This window comes from Aquimarina sp. MAR_2010_214, from assembly GCF_002846555.1.
In the GTDB taxonomy this organism is placed as follows: Bacteria; Bacteroidota; Bacteroidia; order Flavobacteriales; family Flavobacteriaceae; genus Aquimarina.
Genome location: NZ_PJMS01000001.1, coordinates 1,941,885 through 1,964,690, shown reverse-complemented (window position 1 = coordinate 1,964,690; position 22,806 = coordinate 1,941,885). Strand labels below are relative to the sequence as shown.

18 protein-coding genes are annotated in these 22,806 nt (G+C 32.0%); 2 read left to right on the top strand and 16 right to left on the bottom strand.

Translation table 11 applies throughout. The annotated features are described in order from the left end of the window. Positions 1–2 precede the first annotated feature (2 nt). The 10 genes from ATE84_RS08215 to ATE84_RS08170 all read right to left on the bottom strand — a co-directional run bounded on the left by ATE84_RS08215 (position 3) and on the right by ATE84_RS08170 (position 12,446). On the bottom strand, positions 3–2,018 hold the full coding sequence (locus ATE84_RS08215; protein ID WP_101447493.1) for a DUF3857 domain-containing protein: 2,016 nt from the start codon (positions 2,016–2,018) through the stop codon (positions 3–5). Between the two features lie 21 nt (positions 2,019–2,039). Next, entirely contained in the window at positions 2,040–3,956 is a 1,917-nt protein-coding gene (locus ATE84_RS08210) for a DUF3857 domain-containing transglutaminase family protein (RefSeq protein ID WP_101447491.1), read from the bottom strand. A gap of 22 nt (positions 3,957–3,978) precedes the next feature. After that, positions 3,979–4,431 (bottom strand): D-aminoacyl-tRNA deacylase, encoded by a 453-nt coding sequence (gene dtd, locus ATE84_RS08205; RefSeq protein WP_101447489.1) that lies wholly within the window; start codon positions 4,429–4,431, stop codon positions 3,979–3,981. Positions 4,432–4,693: 262 nt separating this feature from the next. After that, a complete protein-coding gene (gene rsgA, locus ATE84_RS08200) occupies positions 4,694–5,644 on the bottom strand; it encodes a ribosome small subunit-dependent GTPase A (protein ID WP_101450922.1) in 951 nt (316 codons plus the stop codon). A gap of 239 nt (positions 5,645–5,883) precedes the next feature. After that, positions 5,884–6,966: a bifunctional 3-deoxy-7-phosphoheptulonate synthase/chorismate mutase type II gene (locus tag ATE84_RS08195; protein WP_101447487.1), complete on the bottom strand. Its 1,083-nt coding sequence runs from the start codon at positions 6,964–6,966 to the stop codon at positions 5,884–5,886. 47 nt (positions 6,967–7,013) lie between these two features. Further along, positions 7,014–7,862, bottom strand: coding sequence for a prephenate dehydrogenase (locus ATE84_RS08190; RefSeq protein WP_101447485.1), 849 nt, complete (start codon positions 7,860–7,862; stop codon positions 7,014–7,016). Then, positions 7,863–9,059: a pyridoxal phosphate-dependent aminotransferase gene (locus ATE84_RS08185; RefSeq protein WP_101447483.1), complete on the bottom strand. Its 1,197-nt coding sequence runs from the start codon at positions 9,057–9,059 to the stop codon at positions 7,863–7,865. It lies immediately after the preceding gene. Beyond that, complete coding sequence (locus ATE84_RS08180) at positions 9,056–9,886, bottom strand: prephenate dehydratase (protein ID WP_101447481.1); 831 nt, start codon at positions 9,884–9,886, stop codon at positions 9,056–9,058. Before ATE84_RS08180 ends, ATE84_RS08185 begins: the two co-directional genes overlap by 4 nt. A 344-nt stretch (positions 9,887–10,230) precedes the next feature. Next, complete coding sequence (gene kbl / locus ATE84_RS08175) at positions 10,231–11,418, bottom strand: glycine C-acetyltransferase (RefSeq protein WP_101447479.1); 1,188 nt, start codon at positions 11,416–11,418, stop codon at positions 10,231–10,233. A gap of 53 nt (positions 11,419–11,471) precedes the next feature. After that, entirely contained in the window at positions 11,472–12,446 is a 975-nt protein-coding gene (locus ATE84_RS08170) for an NAD-dependent epimerase/dehydratase family protein (protein WP_101450920.1), read from the bottom strand. A 180-nt stretch (positions 12,447–12,626) separates the two neighbouring features. Between ATE84_RS08170 and ATE84_RS08165 the strand changes: the two genes are divergently transcribed. Beyond that, positions 12,627–13,088 carry an Lrp/AsnC family transcriptional regulator gene (locus ATE84_RS08165; protein WP_101447477.1) on the top strand — a complete coding sequence of 154 codons (462 nt, stop codon included), beginning with the start codon at positions 12,627–12,629 and terminating at the stop codon, positions 13,086–13,088. Here ATE84_RS08165 and ATE84_RS08160 read toward each other — a convergent pair. Continuing rightward, on the bottom strand, positions 13,071–14,384 hold the full coding sequence (locus ATE84_RS08160; RefSeq protein ID WP_101447475.1) for a glycoside hydrolase family 1 protein: 1,314 nt from the start codon (positions 14,382–14,384) through the stop codon (positions 13,071–13,073). The genes ATE84_RS08165 and ATE84_RS08160 overlap by 18 nt on opposite strands. A 314-nt stretch (positions 14,385–14,698) precedes the next feature. Here ATE84_RS08160 and gldA point away from each other — a divergent pair, with 314 nt between their 5' ends. Further along, complete coding sequence (gene gldA, locus ATE84_RS08155) at positions 14,699–15,598, top strand: gliding motility-associated ABC transporter ATP-binding subunit GldA (RefSeq protein WP_101450918.1); 900 nt, start codon at positions 14,699–14,701, stop codon at positions 15,596–15,598. Positions 15,599–15,626: 28 nt separating this feature from the next. Here the strand turns inward: gldA and ATE84_RS08150 are convergent, their stop codons facing one another. The 5 genes from ATE84_RS08150 to ATE84_RS08130 all read right to left on the bottom strand — a co-directional run bounded on the left by ATE84_RS08150 (position 15,627) and on the right by ATE84_RS08130 (position 22,573). Then, on the bottom strand, positions 15,627–16,040 hold the full coding sequence (locus ATE84_RS08150) for a response regulator (RefSeq protein WP_101447474.1): 414 nt from the start codon (positions 16,038–16,040) through the stop codon (positions 15,627–15,629). Continuing rightward, a complete protein-coding gene (locus ATE84_RS08145) occupies positions 16,027–18,756 on the bottom strand; it encodes a PAS domain S-box protein (RefSeq protein WP_101447472.1) in 2,730 nt (909 codons plus the stop codon). Before ATE84_RS08145 ends, ATE84_RS08150 begins: the two co-directional genes overlap by 14 nt. Positions 18,757–18,996: 240 nt before the next feature. Then, entirely contained in the window at positions 18,997–19,815 is an 819-nt protein-coding gene (locus ATE84_RS08140; RefSeq protein WP_233195769.1) for a head GIN domain-containing protein, read from the bottom strand. A gap of 102 nt (positions 19,816–19,917) precedes the next feature. After that, the gene (locus ATE84_RS08135) at positions 19,918–21,015 is read right to left on the bottom strand and encodes an acyloxyacyl hydrolase (RefSeq protein WP_101450914.1); all 1,098 of its coding nucleotides are present in this window, start codon (positions 21,013–21,015) and stop codon (positions 19,918–19,920) included. Positions 21,016–21,316: 301 nt separating this feature from the next. Continuing rightward, on the bottom strand, positions 21,317–22,573 hold the full coding sequence (locus ATE84_RS08130) for a leucine-rich repeat domain-containing protein (protein ID WP_101447470.1): 1,257 nt from the start codon (positions 22,571–22,573) through the stop codon (positions 21,317–21,319). Positions 22,574–22,806 lie beyond the last annotated feature (233 nt).

Here is a 22,806-nt window from a genome sequence, read left to right as displayed (position 1 = left end):
CACTATATTTTTTTAAGAACCACCTGTTCATTTTCTTTTTCTACAAGCTTATTATAGAACTGTTTCAAAACCGGATAATGTTCTGCCAGAATTAATGGCGAATTTATGGTTTCAGTTATTCTTAGTTGTAAAAATCCATTTCCTGCCGAAGATATAAAAGAAAACTCTCCTAGTCCTTCTGGCATTTTAATTTTTTCAGACTTAGGAAACTCTACTATTTCATAACCTTCGGGGATTTTTATATTTACCACATAAGCGTTTGAATATCCAAAAGCAAAATCTATAGGATACTTACGCTCATCTGATTTAAATATATTTTCTTTATCTCTTAGAAACAATAGTGGCGTAAAGAACATTTCACCATCTATAGCTTCGACTTGATTATCCAAAGAAAAGCTAAATCGTTCGTTAACACCTTTCCCATATTCTTTAACACCTTTTTGTGTATATTGATTCACCTCAGTAATCTCGTATCTCTTCTGTAATCTCTTAGTATTAGATTCAATATCTTTCTCACTATTATTTACTCTAAAACTATGAGCAAGGTAATCTTTATGGCGCATATTTAATTTTCCCACTACCGTTCCTTGATCATCGATATCATACTGCATACTATACTGATTAGCAGATGCTTTTTTAGGTCTAAGGTTCAGGTACTGCGATGTACCATTCTTAGCTATAATTCTTGCTGCACCTTGTATTACTCTATTAGGAAGAATGTTTGGTAACCCATGTTTATCAGTAGCATCCAAATATAAAATATTTCCATCTGGTAATTTTACACGAGCTATTACATAATTAAAACCATTTAAGGTTGGAAATAAAGAAATAAGCCTATCACTAGTACTTACTAATATCGGATTTGTATCGACTTTAGCATATTTAAGCATTGCCATTAACATCAAATTAATCTCTGCTGCATTACCTGTACCTTCTTTATATGCTTTCTTGACTCCACCATTGGCATAAACTCTATTTTTCTTGTTCCATACCATCTTCTTTTTTACAAATGTATAAATCAGTCCGGCTTTCTTTTTAGGGTCACTAACTCCGCTAATTAACTGATCAATATCTTCTTTAAAATAATTCACTTTCTTTAACTCACCTCCAAACTTAGAGCTACTGTATATTTTTTTTGCAACATCTTCCCAAGTGGTAGAATAATTTTTCACTGTGCTATTTGGAAATTTTGTAGATTGTAGTTCATACACTAGTGAAGAAATATAGTTATCCGAATTACCGTCAAAAGGTTCTTTTTTAAATGCAGGAACATTAGTATTACCAACTGCATTTACATTAATTACATAATCTACTGTACTATTTGAATATGAAGTTGAACTAGTTCTTCCCGTAGATCTATATTTAGACACAAAGTTTATTTCTCCGTTACTATTAGATTCTTTTAAATTTATCGGTAAATATCCAACGGTTCTCTTTTTAAAATTAAAATACTCCGGAGTTTCAACTTTCACCGATATTTTCTTTATAGGAATATTGTATTGTAAATAAATTCTATCGATATAATAATTGAAAGGTGATATTATTTTATACTTATATTCGATAACAGATCCTTCCTGCAATGATGGCATCGTAAATTTTACCAAATCTCTGTTTTCAGAAAATTCTTCTTCAAATATCCCATCCTTTTTAAGTTTTGTTTCTGTTACATTACCTCCAGTCAAACTATAGGTTACTCCCTTCAGGTTACTTACTCTTTCTTTATCACTATTATTTTTGTATAAATAAATTTCTTCAGTAGCATTTTCATAACCTTCTTTATTGTATAGTTTTATTCTTTTAAAAACTTCTGTTATTACTTCAAAGCCATTACTTTTATTATATTCAAAATGTATATTTTTCTTTTCATAAAGTACTACAGCATTTGCTGAGCTATCTTTATCGTATACGGTTTCTAAAAGTTCTTCTTTAGAAACTTTCCCAAATTTATATTCTTGCGCATAACAAGTCATTGACACTATAAAAGCAAGACATATTATCAATTTATTATTATTTTTCATATTAGCTTATTGGTGAAGATTTCATGATTGTTTTAGTACTATTTTCGATTTATCTGTTTTTTTAATTTCAGATCTAAATATTCTATAGTTCTCATATTTTTCTTTAGGAAAAGTACCATCAGTAATTTTTAAAAACCGTGTAAATTTGAGTTGTGTATCATTCAATTTTTCTAATTGACAGGAATACCTACCAAATTCAGTTTCTATTGATTTTTTTTCTGGCAAATTACCTATTATATACCCTGTTGGTATATTAATTATATATTCGTCTGTATTGACATAACCTCTTGGTATAACCAATGCTGTTTCTCTATCTTGATATTTAGGTAAGTTACTTTGATCACAACTAAAAAGATTAGGAGATATCAATAATCGTTTTCCAATTTTTTTAGTATAAGATACACTCGAAACATCTATATTTTCTACAAATTCAACTATATCTTTATCATCACTCAATTTTATATTATTGATTTCTAAACCATTAATGTACCCCCAGTTTTTTTTATAATACAGTTTTTGATCTTTTGGTGTTTCAAACTGAACACCATAATTCCAATCATACTCTAATCCATGAGATATTCTTTTAACAATTGCCGACATAGATTTATCTTCTCCCAGATTCACTGTTGCTGTTGTATGAAGTTTATTTTCTTCCGGTTTATATTTTTTAGTTCTTTTGATTTCGCCTCCTTCAGGTTTTATTACCAAAACATTTCTATCATCTGTGAAATCGCCAATAAAATTAAATGGCATCGTCTGGCTGGTACATTCTAGCCATATATCCTCTTCTTCATCTGGAATATTTAAGATTACATGGTTACCTTCCATAGATGCAAATTCAGGATCAATATTTTTTTTGTTTCGATCCCCATATACTACTGTATAATATGACAATACTTCTTGACTTTCTAATAATGCTTTGGTATAATTAGTAAGTGCTTTACAATCTCCATATCCCAATCGATCAACATCTGCGGCCTTCATTGGCATCCATCCACCTATACCAAGCTGTACGCTTATATATCGTGTTTTATTTTGCACATATTCATAAATACGTTTCGCCTTTTCTTTTTTGGTAGCTGCATCTGCAACTAAAGCTCCTATTTTTTGAATGGTCTCTTCTGGTAATTCATCACGTCCAAAAACTAAGTTATGGTACTGCCATTTCCCCATAGATTTCCAATCCTGTGCGACACCATCTACATTAACTAAGGAAAATTCTCCTAATGCAACTCTTACATATGGAACCAATTCTGTTAAAGAAGGGCTTCCATATTCTTTTTCTAACGCCGGTACATTAGACAAGCTATAGGATACTTCCTGATCTTCTTTTTCTATAGAAACTGAATATTTATCCAACGATTTCTCTTTGCTTCTTAATGAAATCTTTTTAGGATTCACCACTTTATAAGATGCTTTTTCTATACTAAGACGGTAGTTTTTAATCGGAAACCAAGGTTCTATAAATACAGTGCTTGCAGATTCAACTTCACTTTCATATACCAATGTATATGGGTAACTTATTGGGGTATGATCATAATAAATATATCTATTATCTCCTATCAATGAAAAACCATCATACATACTTCTGTCACTAAAATCTTTCTTTTTATATTTCTTAATTTCTGTTCCAGAAGCATCATATACTACAGCCTGAACATGCTTGATTTTAGTATCAGGATCATAGGGTTCATAAAAATCCGCATGCTTATTACCTAATTTATTAAGAACCGTAACTATCCTTTTAGTTTTTACGGTCACTGATCGAATCGAACTAATTTCAATAACTACTTCTTCAGATCTCACAATAGCATTAGCATTTTTAGTAAGCGTAGAATCCAAGAGTATAGCCTGTAATTTCAAATCATCCTGAGCTGAGATTGACTTTATAGAAAATAATGTAAGTACAACTGAAACCAACAGCATTTTTTGTAACATAAAAATTATTTTAGGGGGTAGTTTATTCTTTATTTTTCGTGTCTATTATAATAGTAACAGGTCCATCGTTAAGCAATGATATTTTCATATCTGCACCAAATACACCTGTGCCTATTTTCTTTCTCATATCCAACTCTAATCGTTGTACAAAGTTCTCATAGATTGGAATAGCTATTTCTGGTTTTGCTGCTTTAATATAGCTGGGCCTATTGCCTTTTTTTATATTGGCATGTAGTGTAAATTGACTTACGACTATAGCATCTCCATTTATATCCAATATACTTTTGTTCATCACCCCTGCTTCATCTTCAAATATCCTAAGACGAGATATTTTCCCTGACAACCAATCTATATCCTCTTGTGAATCCTTTTCTTCTATTCCTATTAGAATAAGTAGCCCTTGATTTATATTTGAAATAATTTTGCCTTCGACACGTACTGTTGCCTCAGACACTCTTTGAATTACGGCTCTCATGTATTCATTATTAATTTTAAAAACAAAAGCTTTTCTATTACTCTATCTATTTGATATAGGACAACGTGTTTTGTTTGTGTGTTTTTCATTCAATTATTACATTAAATAATCCTAAAAATCATTTTAATTAACAACTTTATGGCACAAGTATACCGTGTTTGAGTTTCATTTTTCGGAACTGATAATTTTTTTTTATTTTCTTGCCTACTGATTTAGTACATCTTAGAATTGCAATCTATTTCACCTCTGTAGATTATAAAAATTATTCGTCGTCGTAATTATTTTTTCTGTAGTGTTCCTCTTCTCCTTCAAGAATTTGCAAATAGCTTTTATACCTTGACCAAGCAATTTCTTCATTATCTAAGGCTTTTTTAACAGCACATTTAGGTTCATTAATATGCAAGCAGTTATTAAATTTACAGTCTGATTTTAATTCAAAAAATTCGGGAAAATAATCTCCCAATTCTTCTTTATCCATATCAACAACTCCAAAACCTTTTATACCAGGTGTATCAATAATCTTAGCGTCAAAATTAAGATCAAACATTTCTGCAAAAGTAGTAGTGTGCAAACCTTGTTGATGTTGATCACTTATTTCTGCTGTTTTTAACGACAAACCAGGAGCAATCGTGTTAACTAAAGTAGATTTTCCCACTCCACTATGACCAGAAAACATACTTACTTTATTTTTCATTATTGCTTTTACTTTGTCTACATTTTTACCTTTCTTAGCTGATATTCCTATACATTCATATCCTATTTTTCTATATAGTGCTGCCAAATATTTAATCTCCAGAAGCTCATCTTCATTATATGTATCTATTTTATTGAAAAGCAAAACTGCTTTAATACCATATGCTTCTGCTGTAACTAGGAACCGATCTATAAATGTTGTAAATGTTGTTGGATTATTAAGTGTTATTAATAAAAAGACTACATCAATATTTGAAGCAATAATATGGGTCTGTTTCGACAGATTTACTGATTTTCTAATAATATAATTACGCCTCTCATGAATATTTTCGATAACTCCCGTTTCCTGATCGTTATTAGTTTCTAATTTAAAATCTACAAGATCTCCTACAGCTACGGGGTTAGTACTTTTAATGCCTTTAATTCTAAACTTTCCTTTTATACGGCATTCGTATATTTTTCCGCTATTCGTTTTTACGGTATACCAACTTCCTGTAGATTTATAAACGGTACCTGTCATAGATACAAAGATGCAAATATTAATATTTCTAGACCCTCTATTTCTTCTCTTAATTAAAAAAACATACAATTTTACGAAGCTCTTTTCCTACATGATTATTGTTTATCTCTGAGGTATCATTCAAAAAACTCATACTGAAGTAGAGTTTTTGACGGTAAAATCTAATAACAATGAAACACATCATTCAAAAGAAAACAAAAAACCACTCGTTATAGTAACTAACAAGTGGTTTCTTTACATCATCCTCTTGCTATTTTTTTCTGATGATTTATTGATTCTTGGTGAATTGCTTTATATATACGAAGTATAAATTCTTCACTCAATCCATTTCCTTCTCCTTCAAGAATCATTCTCCCTAGAATTTCGTTCCATCGTTTAGATTGTAAAATAGCTACGTTTTGCTTGGCTTTAACTTTTCCGATATCATCAGAAATTTTCATTCTTTTTGATAAAGTTTCTAATAATTGATTATCCGCTATGTCAATCTTAGCACGTAATTCATTAAGTGCTTTTTGATACGCTTCATCTTCTCCAATCTCTTTACGGATTTTTAAATCTTTCATATACTGAACCAATGTTTCTGGTGTAATTTGTTGTTTGGCATCACTCCATGCATTGTCAGGATCGTAGTGTGTTTCTACAATAAGCCCATCAAAATTAAGATCTAAAGCTGTTTGAGATAAATCAAAAATTAAATCTCTTCTTCCTGCAATGTGAGAAGGATCTAAGATCAATGGTAAATCAGGAAAACGGTTTTGTAAATCAATCGGAATCTGCCACTCTGGGATATTACGATATTTTGTTTTCTCGTATGTTGAAAACCCTCTATGGATCACTCCCAAGTTTTTAACATCTGCAGTATAAAAACGTTCTACAGCACCTAACCAAAGAGATAAATCAGGATTAATTGGGTTTTTGATCAATACCGGATTATCAATTCCTTTACAGGCATCTGCAATATCCTGAACAATAAAAGGTGACACCGTACTTCTTGCTCCTATCCATAAAACATCAACACCATGCTCTAAAGCTAATTCTACATGATGCGGATTTGCTACCTCTGTAGCAATTTTCATCCCGGTTTCTTCTTTAGCTCTTTGCAACCATTTTAATCCCAGAGCGCCTACTCCTTCAAAATTTCCGGGTCTAGTTCTTGGTTTCCAAATTCCTGCGCGCAATACTGTAGCATCAGAATCTTTAAGTTGATGTGCTATTTTTACTACTTGATCTTCTGTTTCGGCACTACAAGGCCCTCCGATCACCAATGGATGCTCTAGATTGTAATCATCTAGCCAGTTTCTAAGTTCTTTATTATTTTCCATTTTTATTTTTTATTCTTATTTATTAAAGTTTTTATTGGTTTTATAGTTTAAGCGATTCCTTTTAAAATTGTTTTTATGTGATTTGTGTCTTCCATTTCTCTATATACTGCTAAAAAATCATCATTCTTAATCAACTCCTTAAATTGAGTAAGATTAGCAATATACTCTTCTAATGTTTCTATTATATTCTCTTTATTATGTTTAAAAATCGGTGCCCACATAGCAGGTGAACTCTTTGCCAATCGAACCGTAGAAGCAAAACCACTACCAGCCATATCGAAAATATCTCTTTCGTTTTTTTCTTTTTCGATCACAGTTTTACCCAACATAAAAGAACTAATATGTGATAGGTGCGAAACATAAGCAATATGTTTATCATGTGATGAGGGATCCATATAACGAATTCGCATACCTAATCTGGAAAAAATCTCCATTCCTTTTTCTTGTAATTTAAATGCTGTTTTTTCTACTTCACATATAATATTCGTTTTTCCTCTATATAAGTTTGCAATTGCTGCTTGTGGTCCAGAAAATTCTGTACCAGCAATTGGGTGTATAGCTAAATAATTCCTTCTTTTGTTATGGTTTTCAACCGCATTACATAATTTCTTCTTGGTCGAACCAGCATCAAAAACTAAACAATCGTCATCTATTTTATCCAAGATAACAGGTAACATTTCAACAGTTGCATCTACAGGTATAGCAACTATAACCACATTTGCCTTATCTAACATATCCAAACTAGATTTATGATCAATAAGACCTAATGATAATGCTTCCTCCAGATTGTCTTCACTCCTATCAATACCATAAATTATGGCTTCATTAAAGGCTGCTTTAATATCTATGGCAAAAGAGCCTCCAATTAGTCCTATCCCTACTACAAATACATTCATCTAGTTATAATTTTGATTTGTGATATTCTTCATCAATGGTAATTCTGTTTTACTAAACCTTCCTATAGCTTCTTTTATATTTTCTTTGGTTACACAAAGTGAAAAACGTATGTATCCTTTACCATTACTTCCAAAAATATCACCTGGGGCAATGAAGATATCATTCTCATATAAGATTGTATCTATAAATTCTATAGCATCTACCCCTTCTGGCAACTTTGCCCAGACAAACATTCCTTTTGTAGTTTTATCATAACTACAACCTAAAAGATTTACTAACTCCCATATCAACGTTCTTCTTTCTTTATAGATTGCATTCATTTTATCATACCAATCATTAGAAATACGTAATGCCGCAATTGCCCCTCTTTGGATTCCTTGAAACATACCACTATCCATATTGCTTTTTACTTTTAAGATTGCTTCAATTTTATCAGAACTACCACTAACCATTCCCACACGCCATCCGGCCATATTAAAAGTTTTGCTTAAAGAATTTAACTCCAGCGATACTTCTCTTGCTCCTTCTATCGATAAAATACTTGTAGGACTATCATTTAAGATGAAACTGTATGGATTATCTTTGACCAATAGAATACTATGTTTTTTAGCAAAATCAATCATTTTTTTAAACAGCACTACATCACCTGAAGCCCCTGTTGGCATATTTGGATAATTCACCCACATAATTTTCACTTTACTTAGATCTTTCTTTGAAAGGCTATGAAAATCAGGTTCCCATCCATTATCCTCAATTAAATCATAAAAAACTGGTTTTGCGCCTACTAAATTAGTTACTGCACTATACGTTGGATATCCTGGATTAGGGATCAATACTTCATCTCCTTTATTAAGATAAGCCAGAGAAATATGCATAATTCCTTCTTTGGACCCCATTAAGGGTAAAATTTCGTTTTTGGGGTTTAAGGAAACTTGATATTTTGCACTATAAAAATCTGCTATAGCTTCTCGTAACTCCGGCAACCCTTGATAGCTTTGATATTTATGAGCTCCATCTACAAGTACCGCTTCCTGAATAGCCTGCACTACTTCTTTTGGCGGATCCAGGTCAGGGCTTCCAATAGCCATATTTAAAACTGGTTTTCCTGAAGCAACAAGTTCTCTAACCTCTCTTAATTTTTTAGAGAAATAATATTCCTCTACTGTTTCTAATCTTTTAGCCGTTTGAATGCTCATCCATTTTGATTTTTATATTCACCCAATACTTTTAATTCTAATGCCATAATTTTTAAGATCGACATTGCTTTAGCATAATCATCATAATCAGTAAAAGTCACATCTACAAAAAAAGAATATTTCCAGGGCATACTAATAACGGGTAATGATTGGATTTTAGTTAAATTCAATCCACAATCACTCATTACATTAAGTACTGTAGCCAAACTTCCTTTTTTATGATCTGTTAAAAACTTTAAGGATGCTTTGTTAATATCTCCCTTTTCTAAACTTGAGTCTTGTGAAGTATTTAGAATAAAAAACCGAGTACTATTTGATTTTATCGTTTGAATCTCTTTGGCTAAAACATTTAACTGATAAATATTTGCAGCGGTTTCTCCTGCTACCGCAGCAACCCCTTCTAATTGTTGTTCATGAATTCTTTTTGCAACATCGGCTGTATCTGCGTCCTCAATCAATTTGATATGTGGTTGCCCTCTAAAAAACTCTTTACATTGTAGCAAAGCCATTGGATGAGAATACACTTCTTTGACATCCGAAATCTCCTGACCTTCTAAAGCCATTAAACAGTGATGAATAGGCAAAAAATATTCTCCTCTAATTGTAAGGTCATGCTCATCTATATAAGCATAGTTAGGAATAATAGAGCCTGCAATAGAGTTTTCGATTGCCATAACGCCATCTGTACTCTTATTATGTTCTAAACTATACACTAATTCCTGAAAAGACATACATTCATTTACAGCTACATCTTCTCCAAAATATGCCTGAGCAACACCGTGATGATACGAACCTTTAATCCCTTGTATAGCAACCTTTTGTTTCATGTGTTAATTTTATTGCAAAAAAAAATCCCGATTTTTCATCGGGATTTTCGTTTTATAAATTTCTGCTGATTTATTTACATAGCGATCCCGATCTCCCTTTTAAAATAAAAGAAGAAAAAATAGAATCCGTTCCAAGTAAATAAACTGCTCATTATTGTATCATTATTACATTGCTAAATTAGGCAAAACTATTACGATTCAAAATAATTTTTGATTTTTTTATAATCATCAAAGCATTATCATCAAATTTTGATTTTTTAATGAATATCAATGAAAGATTTTAAATAAAACCTTAAGTATTCTATGAATCTTCTACTTTTCAAACCGCTAACAAACGTTTGTATTTATATCACATTCAGCTCTTTACCTACTTTAGTAAAAGCTTTCACTGCTTTTTCTAAGTGATTGCGATCATGAGCAGCTGATAATTGCACTCTAATTCTTGCTTTCCCTTTAGGTACAACCGGATAGAAAAATCCTATCACATAAATTCCTTCTTCGAGTAGTTTAGCCGCAAATTCTTGTGCAAGTTTTGCTTCATACAACATTACCGGAACTATAGGATGATCTCCCGGAATAATATCAAATCCTGCTGCGGTCATTTCTGATCTAAAGTATTTTGTGTTTTCTTCTAGTTTATCTCGTAGTACTGTAGAAGAGCTTAACAGATCTAATACTTTAATTGAGGCTCCAACTATTGATGGTGCAACTGTATTAGAAAATAAATAAGGTCTGGATCGTTGTCTTAACATTTCTACAATTTCCTTTCTTGCTGCAGTAAATCCACCAGAAGCACCACCCAATGCTTTACCATAGGTTCCGGTAATAATATCGATACGTCCCATTACATTACGATACTCATGCGTCCCGCGTCCTGTTTTTCCTAAAAAACCTGTAGAGTGACATTCGTCTATCATAACCATGGCTTCGTATTGATCTGCCAGATCACAAATCTTATCTAATTGAGCAATTGTGCCATCCATAGAAAAAGAACCATCGGTTACAATAAGCTTACGTCTTGATCCTTCTGCAGATTTCAATTGCTTTTCTAGATCTACCATATTATTATGCTCATATCTAAAGCGTTTTGCTTTACATAATCTAATACCATCAATAATAGAAGCATGGTTAAGTGCATCAGAAATAATAGCATCCTCTGGTTCTAGAATAGGTTCAAACACACCTCCATTAGCATCAAAAGCGGCTGCATATAAAATACAGTCTTCCATTCCTAAAAACTCTGCTGTCTTACGCTCTAATTCTTTATGAATATCTTGAGTTCCGCAAATGAATCTCACAGATGATAGTCCATATCCATGAGAATCTATGGCTTTCTTACCTGCGTCAATTACATCTGGGTGTGACGAAAGACCTAAATAATTATTTGCACAAAAATTTAGTACATCTTTTGTGTTTGTCGTGTCTATACTGGCTCCTTGTGGGGTAGTGATTATTCTTTCAGATTTATATAGTCCTGCAGATACAATCTCATCCAGTTCTTTTTGCAAATCGTCTTTTATATTTGAAAACATGTTACTTAGTATTTATTCTTTATTATTATATTTTATGCTATGCAAAGATGTAATCAAAGCATTAAAGCTGCCTGATTCTTTGATCCTTTTCTGTATTTTTCTTTCAATTTTTGGATCATTGTAGTCGTAATTAATTTAAGATCATATTTTGGTTTCCAACCCCAATCTTTAGCTGCTGCAGAATCATCTATAGAATTAGGCCATCGTGCAGCGATTTCTTGTCTAAAATCAGGTTCATATCTAACTTTAAAATCCGGATATAATTTACGAATTTCTGTCACTACTTCTGCAGGAGAAAAGCTAATTCCTGCAATATTATATGAGGTTCGTGTATGAATATCTTCTTTTGGTGCATCCATAAGCTCTATTGTTGCTCGTATTGCATCTTCCATAAAGATCATTGGTAAAGTAGCATTTTCTTTTAGAAAACAATTAAAATCTTGTTCTAAAACTGCTTTATGATAGATATCTACTGCATAATCCGTAGTACCTCCTCCTGGTAATGATTGATATCCAATCACACCAGGGTAACGAATCGATCTAACATCAAGTCCGTACCTTAAAAAATAGTATTGTGCCCAATTCTCTCCTGCCGCCTTACTGATTCCATATACTGTTGCAGGATCCAAATAAGCATTATTTGGTGTATTTTCTAGAGGAGCTCCTTCACCAAAAACAGCAATAGAGCTTGGAAAAAATACTCTATCAATATTATGTTTTCTGGAAACTTCGAGAACATTGAACAACGTTTGCATATTAATATCCCAAGTTCTCAAAGGTGTCTCCTCTCCTTTGGCAGAAAGAATTGCAGCAAGGTGATAGATTTGAGTAACCTTATATTGAACAACTACTTCTTCTATTCTATTTATATCTGTTGCATCGATTATTTCGAAAGAACCTTCATATCCTTCTCTAGACCTTAAATCTGAAGCAATTACGTTAGAGTTTCCAAATTTCTGCTTAAGAGATTCTGTTAGCACAGATCCTAATTGACCATTCGCTCCTATTATTAAAACAACCGTTTTCATACCTTCTAAATTTTTATTTTCCACAGTGTTATTTACTCGCCAAAATACAAAATGTAACTTTTACTGCCATGAAAATTAAATAATTAAGCAATAATTACTAATTATTATAATAATTTCAGCTATATTTACTTTTACTCAACCTTAACTTCTATTTTTGAAGTAATTTTTTTTTGAATTAAAATGGAACAATTAGATCATACAGACATTACTATCCTTAGAATTCTGCAAGAAGATTCTAAAAAAACAGCAAAAGAGATTGCCAAAATCCTTAACATTACTGCTTCTCCTGTATATGAACGAATACGACGATTAGAAAAACAAGGCTATATTAAAAAGTATGTTGCCATCTTAGATAAGGAATTAATCGATCGAGCTATCACTACAATTTGTCAGGTTTCTATGCGCTATCACAATGAAGCTTTTATAGAAAAATTTGAAAAGCAAATCCAAAATCTGCAAGAAGTGCAAGAATGTTACCATATGGCAGGACAGGTAGATTTTGTTTTAAAAATTCATACCAAAAGTCTGGAAGAGTATCATGATTTTGTAAAAACAAAACTCTCCAAAATTGAAAATATCGGTGTCTTAAATAGCACTTTTGTTCTTAAAGAGATAAAACACACATCAGAGTTTTATATTTGACAAGTATTTTTTTAACCAGAATGCAGATTTTTTCATTTGGCGTTGCATGGTTTTTCTATCCAAACTTATTATCCCAAACTTAGGAATATATCCTTCTGCCCATTCAAAATTATCTACCAATGTCCATAGTAAAATCCCTTTGAGGTTTATATTTTTATCCAATACTGTTTTCATCCCTTCAATTATTTTTTGGTAATATTCAATTCTAATCTGGTCATCTTCTTTTTTAGATAATGCCATTCCACATTCAGAAAGCCATAGTGCTTTTTTGGGGTTGTATTTTGCAAACCTTTCTAAAAAATACTGCGCTCCTTCTGGATATGTTTCCCATCCCATCACCGAAGTTTTCACATTTCTTTTTTTAGGTTTCACCTGAATGGCTCCAAGGTATGGGATATACCAAGCGGCTTTAACTACTTCTCTTGCATAGGTTTGAATTCCCCAAAAATCAAAATCAGTTTTTAACGCTTCAATATCTCCTTTTTTATAATATTTAGAAATGCGCTTTAGAACCGGAAAATCATTGTCAGGATATCCCAACCCCAAATGAGGCTCTATAAACAGGCGATTCATCAATGTATCAATCCTAATAGCTGCTTTATGATCAGCAGTCGTATTTCTATAGGGCTCGATTTTAGTACAACTTATTGCTGTACCTACCTGAAGTCCTGTTCTTTCCTTCAAAATTTTAAATCCTTCGGCTTGCGCCAATAAAAGATGGTGTGTACTCGAAACAAAATTGCGAATCCCTCTTTTACCAGGAGCGTGCACTCCAAGAAAATAACCAGCTCCAACACATACTATCCCTTCATTAATTAACACCCAATGCTTTACTCGATCTGCAAAATGATCTCTAAGTACAGTCACATATCCAGAGTACCAATTAATAACATCTCGGTTTGTCCAACCTCCTTTATCTTGTAATTTTTGTGGCAAATCCCAATGATAAGTGGTTACCCAAGGTTCAATCCCTACTTTTAAACAGTAATTAATTACCTTATCATAAAATTTAATTCCTTTTGGATTAACTACTCCTACACCTTCTGGAAATATTCTTGACCAGGAAATGGAAAAGCGAAATATCTGTAACCCAATATCGACTGCAAGATCAATATCTTCTTCAAATCTATGATAGAAATCTGTTGCTATTCTAGCATTAGAACGATCTTTGATCTTATGTGACTTTTGAGTGAATGTATCCCAAATAGAAAGACCTTTTTCATCTTTATCATAAGCTCCTTCGGTTTGATAAGCGGCAGTCGTAACTCCCCACTTAAGATCCTTAATTTTGTTCATTATGCGTTAAACCCTAAAAAGAAAAACATAAAATATCAATGCTTAAACAATCCTTTTTTTAAGAAAAGAGATACTATAAAAAAGATGATTTGCTGACTTAGACAGAGCAGCTTGTAAAGAAAATTATAGACTATTTGTTTTAAATTGATCAGTAGCATATTAAAAATCTTATCTTTTATAAAGGTAATACATCCACTATTTCATTATTTTACCTCAACATTATCTTAATGTTAATATCATTTTCTTGGGTTTATCGCACAATAAATGTTGAATTATGTACTTTTGGATATAAACAGATTTCATACTCATTCTATATGTCAATTTCGGTATCTAATATTTCTAAGCTTTATAATGATCAAAAAGCACTTAATGCTATTTCTTTTACCATAAAACAAGGTGAGATTGTTGGTTTTTTAGGCCCCAATGGAGCAGGTAAATCAACCATGATGAAAATTCTAACAACATACCTTGATCCTTCTGAAGGTTCTGCCGTTGTTAATAATTTTGACATTGATTCTCAAGCCATTGACGTACAAAAAAGCATAGGATACCTTCCTGAACATAACCCTTTATACATAGAAATGTATGTGCGAGAGTATTTAGTATTTAATGCTCGTGTATATAAGATTTCTAAATCCAGAATTGAAGAAGTAATCAAATTAACGGGATTAACTCCAGAGGCCAATAAAAAAATCAGCCAACTTTCTAAAGGATATCGTCAGCGAGTTGGTTTAGCATGTGCATTGCTCCATGATCCTCAAGTTTTAATATTAGATGAACCTACAACAGGATTAGATCCCAATCAATTAGTAGAGATTAGAGAGCTAATAAAAACAATTGGTAAAGAAAAAACAGTTTTCTTATCTACTCATATAATGCAAGAAGTTGAAGCAATGTGTGATCGGGTTATTATCATTAATAAAGGAGAAATTGTTGCTGACAAATATTTATCTGAAATCTTAGATGAAACCGAGCAGATTATCGAAGTAGAGTTTGATTATCGTGTAGAAGAAGCTTTTTTACAAAAACTATCTAATGCAAGTGATGTAAAAAACACTCATGGATTTGTCTACCAAATTACTTTTGATACCAAAACAGATATGCGCCCTATAGTTTTTGATTTTGCCCATGATAATAAGCTGAAAATATTACAACTATCCCGAAAAAACAAAAACCTAGAAAGTCTATTTAGAGAACTAACTCATCCTTCTTAGAGACATATTAACCGACAATCTATGCATGTTATTGACAATGATTGGCTTTTTCTATATAGCTTAATATCTCTTTGAGTTTTTTTACAGAAATAGGTTTAACAATATAATCACTTACATTCTCAAAAGATTTAGCCCTTAGGATATCTTCTGGATCAACGGATGAAGAAACAACATAAATAATTATTTTCTTCTCACAAGGAACTTTTATAAATTCTTCCAAAAACTGTATCCCGTCAAGTACTGGCATATTTAGATCTAACAAAATGACATCTGGTAATTTTTCATTTGCTGAAATAATTGCTTTTAGATTATTTAAGGCTTCTTCTCCATTTCGGAAAACCATAAAACCATTGCAAAAATCAACAAGTTCCATTATTTTTTTAATCCCAAATACAAAAATTGGATCATCATCAATAATACAAGCTATATCAATTTTTTTCATGTTTCATATAAATTTTAAAAGTTGTTCCTTTATTTACAATACTTTCTACTTCAATTTTACCTCCAATAGCTTCTACCTGATTCTTGGTAATAAATAGCCCTATACCTCTGGCTTCTTTATTATTATGAAAAGTCTTATACATTCCAAATAGTTTAGCCTGGTGTTTTTTTAGGTCAATTCCTAGTCCATTATCTTCAATACTTAATACCACAAATTCTCTTTCTATAGTCGCTCTCAAATTAATATAACTATCTCTTTCTTCAGAGCCATATTTTATTCCGTTGGTAATAAAATTCAGTAAAATACTATCCAAATAAGCAGGTATTCCTAAAATATTCACATCAGACTCGACGATATTATTAATAACAACATTTGTCTCTATTGCGATAGCAGAAACACTTTCAATAGCTTTATTAATTGCTTCATGTAAATTTAACCCAATCAAATTCTCATCAACAGAAGTGTTCATTAAGACCACTTCATTTAAATGCACAATGGTTTCAGAAAGGTTTTCGGATGCTGTTTTAAAAAGTTGAATAATTTCATTCTCCTCTATCTCTGGATTTTCTTGAATAAACAAATCCAATAACATTTCAAAATTCCCAGAATGTGATTTTAGATTATGCGAAACTATATGTGCAAAATTACGTAGTCTTTTATTTTGATCTTCTGCAACAGTTAACCATAATTTTAAATCTTTTTCTGCTTTTTTGATTTCACTAATATCCACCGCAACCCCCAAGTACCCAGTAATTTCATTATTCTCTTTTATTGGCGACACTGTTATCTGAACAGGAAAACAAGTCCCGTCTTTTCTTACATGTGTCCATTCTCTGGCATCATATTCCTCTTTCTCCAACAATGCTATAAAATACTCAAAACCTGTTATTTCTCTACCAAGCAACAATGATAGTTCTTTTCCTCTTTTTTCCAATTCTTCTTTTTGAAGAAACCTTGAAGGGAATTCTTTTAATAGTACTTCATCTTTAGTATATCCTAATAAATTTTCTGCTCCTTTATTAAATGTAGTCACCAAACCATTCTTATCTGTACCTATTATAATTACTTGACTTATATCATCGATTATACTTTTTAGTTCACCAACTGTATTCTGTAGTTTCTGCCTGGCAATAATTTTATGACTTATATCTGCAATTTGAGCAATAAAGTATGTAGGTTTATCACTTTCTCCTTTAATAACCGAAACCGAAAGATTAATATATACAATATGACCATCCTTATGAAAGCATCTTTCTTCCATATTGCTGTATAAGATTTCTCCTCTAAAAAGTTTTTGAAATGATGTATTACTAATTGCTAAATCATCTGGATGAAGAATATCTTTAAAAGCCAGTTTTATTAATTCTTTATTAGAATATCCAAGAATCTCGCATAGTTTATAATTTACTTTCGTAAAATGACCTTTTTGATCTAACATGACCATTCCTATTGCGGCATTTTCAAAATTTCTTCTAAACATTTCTTCACTAATGCGAAGGCTAATTTCTGCTTTTTTAGCTCTTGTAATATCTGCGGTATGCATTAAGATACCGCCTATTTTATTTTCATCGGTATACCACGGTCTCAGCTCCCAGGTGAGCCACTGTATAGACCCATCTACTCTCTCAAAACTATCTTCTTCACTTTTTAGTACTTCTCCATTAAGGCATCTTTTATGATCGTCTTTCCATTTTTCACCTATTTCAGGGAAAATGTCATAATGTGATTTACCTATAATATCATCATCGGTAATATTATAATCTTCATACCATTTTTGAGAAACTGCCAAGTAGCACATATCAGTGTCAAACATTGCTATAGCACTTGGAGCCTGTTGTATAAATAATTTATTTTTTTCTAGATCTTTCTTACTCTTAGTAATTTCTTGATGAGAACCAATCATCCATTCTGGATTTCCTTCTGAGTCCCAACTTACTACTTTTCCCCGATCCAGAACCCATATCCATTCTCCATTTTTATGCTTCATTCGAGCCTCACATTCATAAAAAGGTGTTTTTCCAGAAAAATGATCTTGTAACAGTTGATTAGATTTCTCGAGATCATCAGGATGTGAAGCTTCTAACCATGTATTGATAGAAACGGGTTCTAATTCTAAAAGAGTATACCCTGTTATATTAGCCCACCTCTCGTTAAATATGGTTTCTCCTGTTTTTATATTCCACTCCCAAGTTCCCAGATGTGTACCTTCAATAATATGCTGATAACGTTCTACCTGCCTTTGCAGTTGTATTTCTACTTTTTTTAATTTAGTAATGTCAGTATGAGCTCCCAGCATTCGTACTGGTTTACCGTTACGATCACGTATCGCTAATCCTCTACAGTGTACCCATACAGTATGTCCTAGTTTATGTTTATATCTTACGATTTGATCATATGGATGCAAAGGGTCTTTACAATGTTTTGTAAAATTAAGGAATACTACTTCTAAATCCTCTTTATTTATAATGTCCTGCCAGGCAGAAGCACTATGTGGCATCTCATCTGGATCATATCCCAGAGTGGTCCAAAACTTAGAGTTCATCCACTCATTTTCGGGATTATCCAAATCCCAAAACCAAAGTCCATCGAGACTGGATTTTTGTATAAAATCAAAAATATAATCGTCTTTCTTAATCAGAGCATACAGTTCTTCTTTAAGATAATTTTCTTCTACATTCTCAACATCTTGAGTCTTATCAAACTGATTTCGAATCATTTTTAAATATGAAATTTGGAATAAAATCTTGGTATCTCATAAAGTTAGACATTAATTCCAATTAAAAAGATTTTAATTCCGCAAACTTTTTATGGTCTTCCCTTATTCTTCTCTTGGAAAATTCTATTGAAATCAGCTTGAAATTGAAATGATACTATAGATGAAAAAGAAACACCAAAGCATGTATAGAAAAGCACCCGTTTTCTATTTATCAATACTAAGAGAGGCATATTAATATAATTATTGAAATATAAGTTTCCCTGTAAAAAACTCTTCCACTTCAATAACTGAAGGTCTATTCACCGAAATTACATCTCCTGTACTTCGTATCTCTCCTGTAATTGATTGTTGGGGGTTTACTATAATTTTATTGGTTCCTCTATGAAAAATTTGAACATTCTCAGCTACTAAATTAGCTCCTTCAAATCTTCCGGTTCCCGAAGCAAAATTGACATTTAATAATTTTGTTTTTCCTTCTACAAAAAATGAAGCAATATTATTGCCAACAACTGATACAGATTCATTATCGATTTGTATATGAAATGTTCCGGTCGTAGTTTCGGTATTCTCACCAAAATCTTCGGATAATAATGTTAATGAAGCATATCTTAAGACTCCATCAGAGGAGATATCGAATTGTGTTCCACTTCTTACTTCATTGATATTAGGAGCAGTAACAAAAATCTTAGTTTGATTAGAATCTCGAAAAAATGCACAATCATTGGTATTACTAAGTACTAAACGGTCATCTTCGACTATTGCTGAAACTTCGTTTAGCAGGTTATCTCCTGTTTCAATAATTACTGAAGTAGTCGCTCCTTCCTTTATGATTAGTTCTATATTTGGATTCACCAAAATACGCGTAAAATCAGCAACTTCAATTTCTTTTCTAACTATTGTTCCTGTTCTTTGAAAACAATCTGACGCATTTTCAGAATCACAGCCAAACAAAAATAATACTACCCATATCCCAATGCATCTTACCATTATATATTGTAAAAAAGACTTCGACATGTTAAGTCTAACATTTTGTTTTTTTAAACGTATACTAAGATTCATCTGTTCTTTTTTTATTGTTTTTTAGTTGTCAGATGGAATTCGCCATTTAACATCTTGGTTGGTATCCACTCAATTGTTATGGCTCATTTCATAGCAGTGCTTTTATAATCTATATCCTATCGAAAACTCCATAGCCTCAGCTTTGGCAGCATGAGACTTAACGGTTAGTGAGCTAAATATCTTTTTAGTAAAATAATATTGAACTCCTGCTCTAAGATATGTTTGTCCTTCAAAATCGTACGGGTAATACACATAGTACCCTACCTGTGTAAGCACAGAAATTCTATTTACTCTTAATTCGTGCCCCAGGAACATCCCTACTCGTTTAGCATCTTCATCACCGGTAGTTCCGTCATTAAATCCTCCTACAGCTCTAAAATCTATATAACGCTCCAAAGCTTTAGAAAAAAACACTTCTGCTCCTAACTGAATAGCACTTTTTTTATTTAGTCTCTTATCTACGAAACCTCCAAATGTGTAAAAAGGAAATCGTCCCGATCCTACTACGTCACTTTCATTAACTCCACTTCTAAAAATAAAACCATAACCTATTGGTTCTGCTCCTTTAAGATCTCCTTTTTCCTTCTCTATATATTCTGGGGTTTCTTGATCTAATGCGTAGGTTATTCCTGCATTTAAAAACAATGTATTAGTACTTTTATTTGGCGCCTTAGAATTTCCGTTAGAATAATGAACAACTCCCAAGCCTGCTTGCAACCCAAAACCTTTAAAAAGGTTCTCTTTTTTAGCTTGTAATAAAAAATAAGTTCCACTGGATAAATGTGTACCATGGGCTACATTTCTATAATTATCATCTTCATCATAAGGATTTGTAGTATACCCGATTCCTTGGCCTATTCTAAGGTTTAGATATCGTTTTAAGAAATAAAAATTATAATGAACAAATAGTCCTAAATGTGTTCCCAAAAACTCATTATTCATATCTTGATACAAAAAGGAAACACCATAATCAGGATAATTATATAATCGTTGCCATTTTTCATCTCCAAATGTTTTGCGCTGAAAGGAAAGAATCACCCCAGATGAATGGTCCGTAATTAAATGTGAGATATCAGGATTATGCTTTAGAATGGTGCCATAAAAATTATTGACATCCAATGTGTAATTTACTTTAGATTCTATCTGAGCATAGGTGCCAAAATGAACAATAAAGATGAGTAAATAAATCCTTTTTATCATCCGGCAAAAGTATGATAGACCTTCGAGGTTTCCAAACACTGATAGGCTTGGTTTTATTTCAGCACCACCATCTCCTTTTAAACACTTGAAAGTCAAATATTTAGCCTTTCTCCTTAACTTTAAAACATTGCTCAAAAAAAGGTTTAAATCTAAGGTGAACCCTTATAAAAGGTTATAGAATCTCCTTTGAATCTAAACCTAAATAGCTCATCCTGTATATATAACAAAAACCCCTTGAAAACAGTATGTTTATACTCACTGTGATAAGGGGCTCTGTATTGGGGTAATATAATTTTAATAATTATGGTGCACAATCACCAGAATAGTTAGCCATAGCATCTTTTTTCCATTTACTCAAATAAGAAGCAGTAGGGTTATCTACTTCTATACAAGCAAGAGAAGGATTATTTTGTAACTCTGATCTTACCAATCTATCGTTTGTTCCATTCTTTACATTCAAAGTAGTCAATTGATTGTCATGACAATATAAATAGCGTAAAGCATTATTTTTTTGTACATCCAGCGTAGTCAACTTATTCTTATAACAGTATAACCCATACAAAGCTGTATTTTTACTTACATCCAAGGTAGTCAATTGATTATCGTCACAATGAAAACTACTTAAAGCAGTATTCTTCGTTATATCTAAAGTAGTAAGTTGATTGTTAGAACATGACAGCAAACTCAACGCTGTATTTTTACTTACATCCAATGTTCTTAATGGGTTATCTGAACAAATCAGGTAGTGTAATGATGTGTTTTTATTTAGATTTAGTGTTGCAATCTTATTCCTACCACAGTTTAAATACCTTAATCTCGTACGTTTACTCACATCTAAAGTAGTAATTTGATTATCCTGGCAGAATAAACTAGTCAACGCTTTATTTTCTTCAATATCAAGAGCTGCAATTTTGTTATAACCACAATCCAAAGTTTCCAACATCACATTTCCACCTACATCCAGAGTAGTAAGTTGGTTGCTACTACAATTCAAATCTTCTAATGCAACATTTTTACTTACATCCAAGTTAGTAAGTTGGTTACTACCACAATCCAAACTAGTTAATTTTATATTTTTACTTACATCCAGAGTAGTCATAGACCAATTATCACTACAATCCAGAGTTTTCAACGCTATATTATAGCACACGTGTAATGCCCTAAGTTGATTTGACCGACACCTTAGACTAGTTAACTTCGTATTCTTACTTATATCTAACGTATTGATTTCATTACCACTACAAGTCAAATCGGTCAAATTAATAAAATATTCTATTCCTGAGAGGTTAGAAATGTTTTTATAATCTATATAAAGTGATGTTACATTTTCAGCTTCTTCTACAGAGATTTCGTTGTCATTATTTCTATCTACATAATCTTCTAGTAATGCTTTTTTAAAGTTAGGATCAGGAAATGCGATATTCCCTTCAATAATTTTTGCTTTTGTTTTTGCCTTAGTTTCTTTGTTGGTTTCAGAATTTAAAGTGTCATCATCACTAGAACATGAGACAACCATTACGCAGATAAACAGCGTAACAAATAATTTCAAATTTTTCATGTGTTTTAATTTAAAGGTTTTTAGAGTGTGTTTTTAATTACTGCAGTAATTAATGCACAAAATTCTGTTTTGTGGAGAATAAAAAAAACCCTGTAAACAGTGAATCTGATAAAAAAGTAAAAAAAATTAGTTCATATTTCATAAAAAACCCTGTTAGGTATTTATCTAACAGGGTGATACTAAAACTATATACTTAAAATCGATAGGTATTATCGTTCTCTTATATTTAAAAA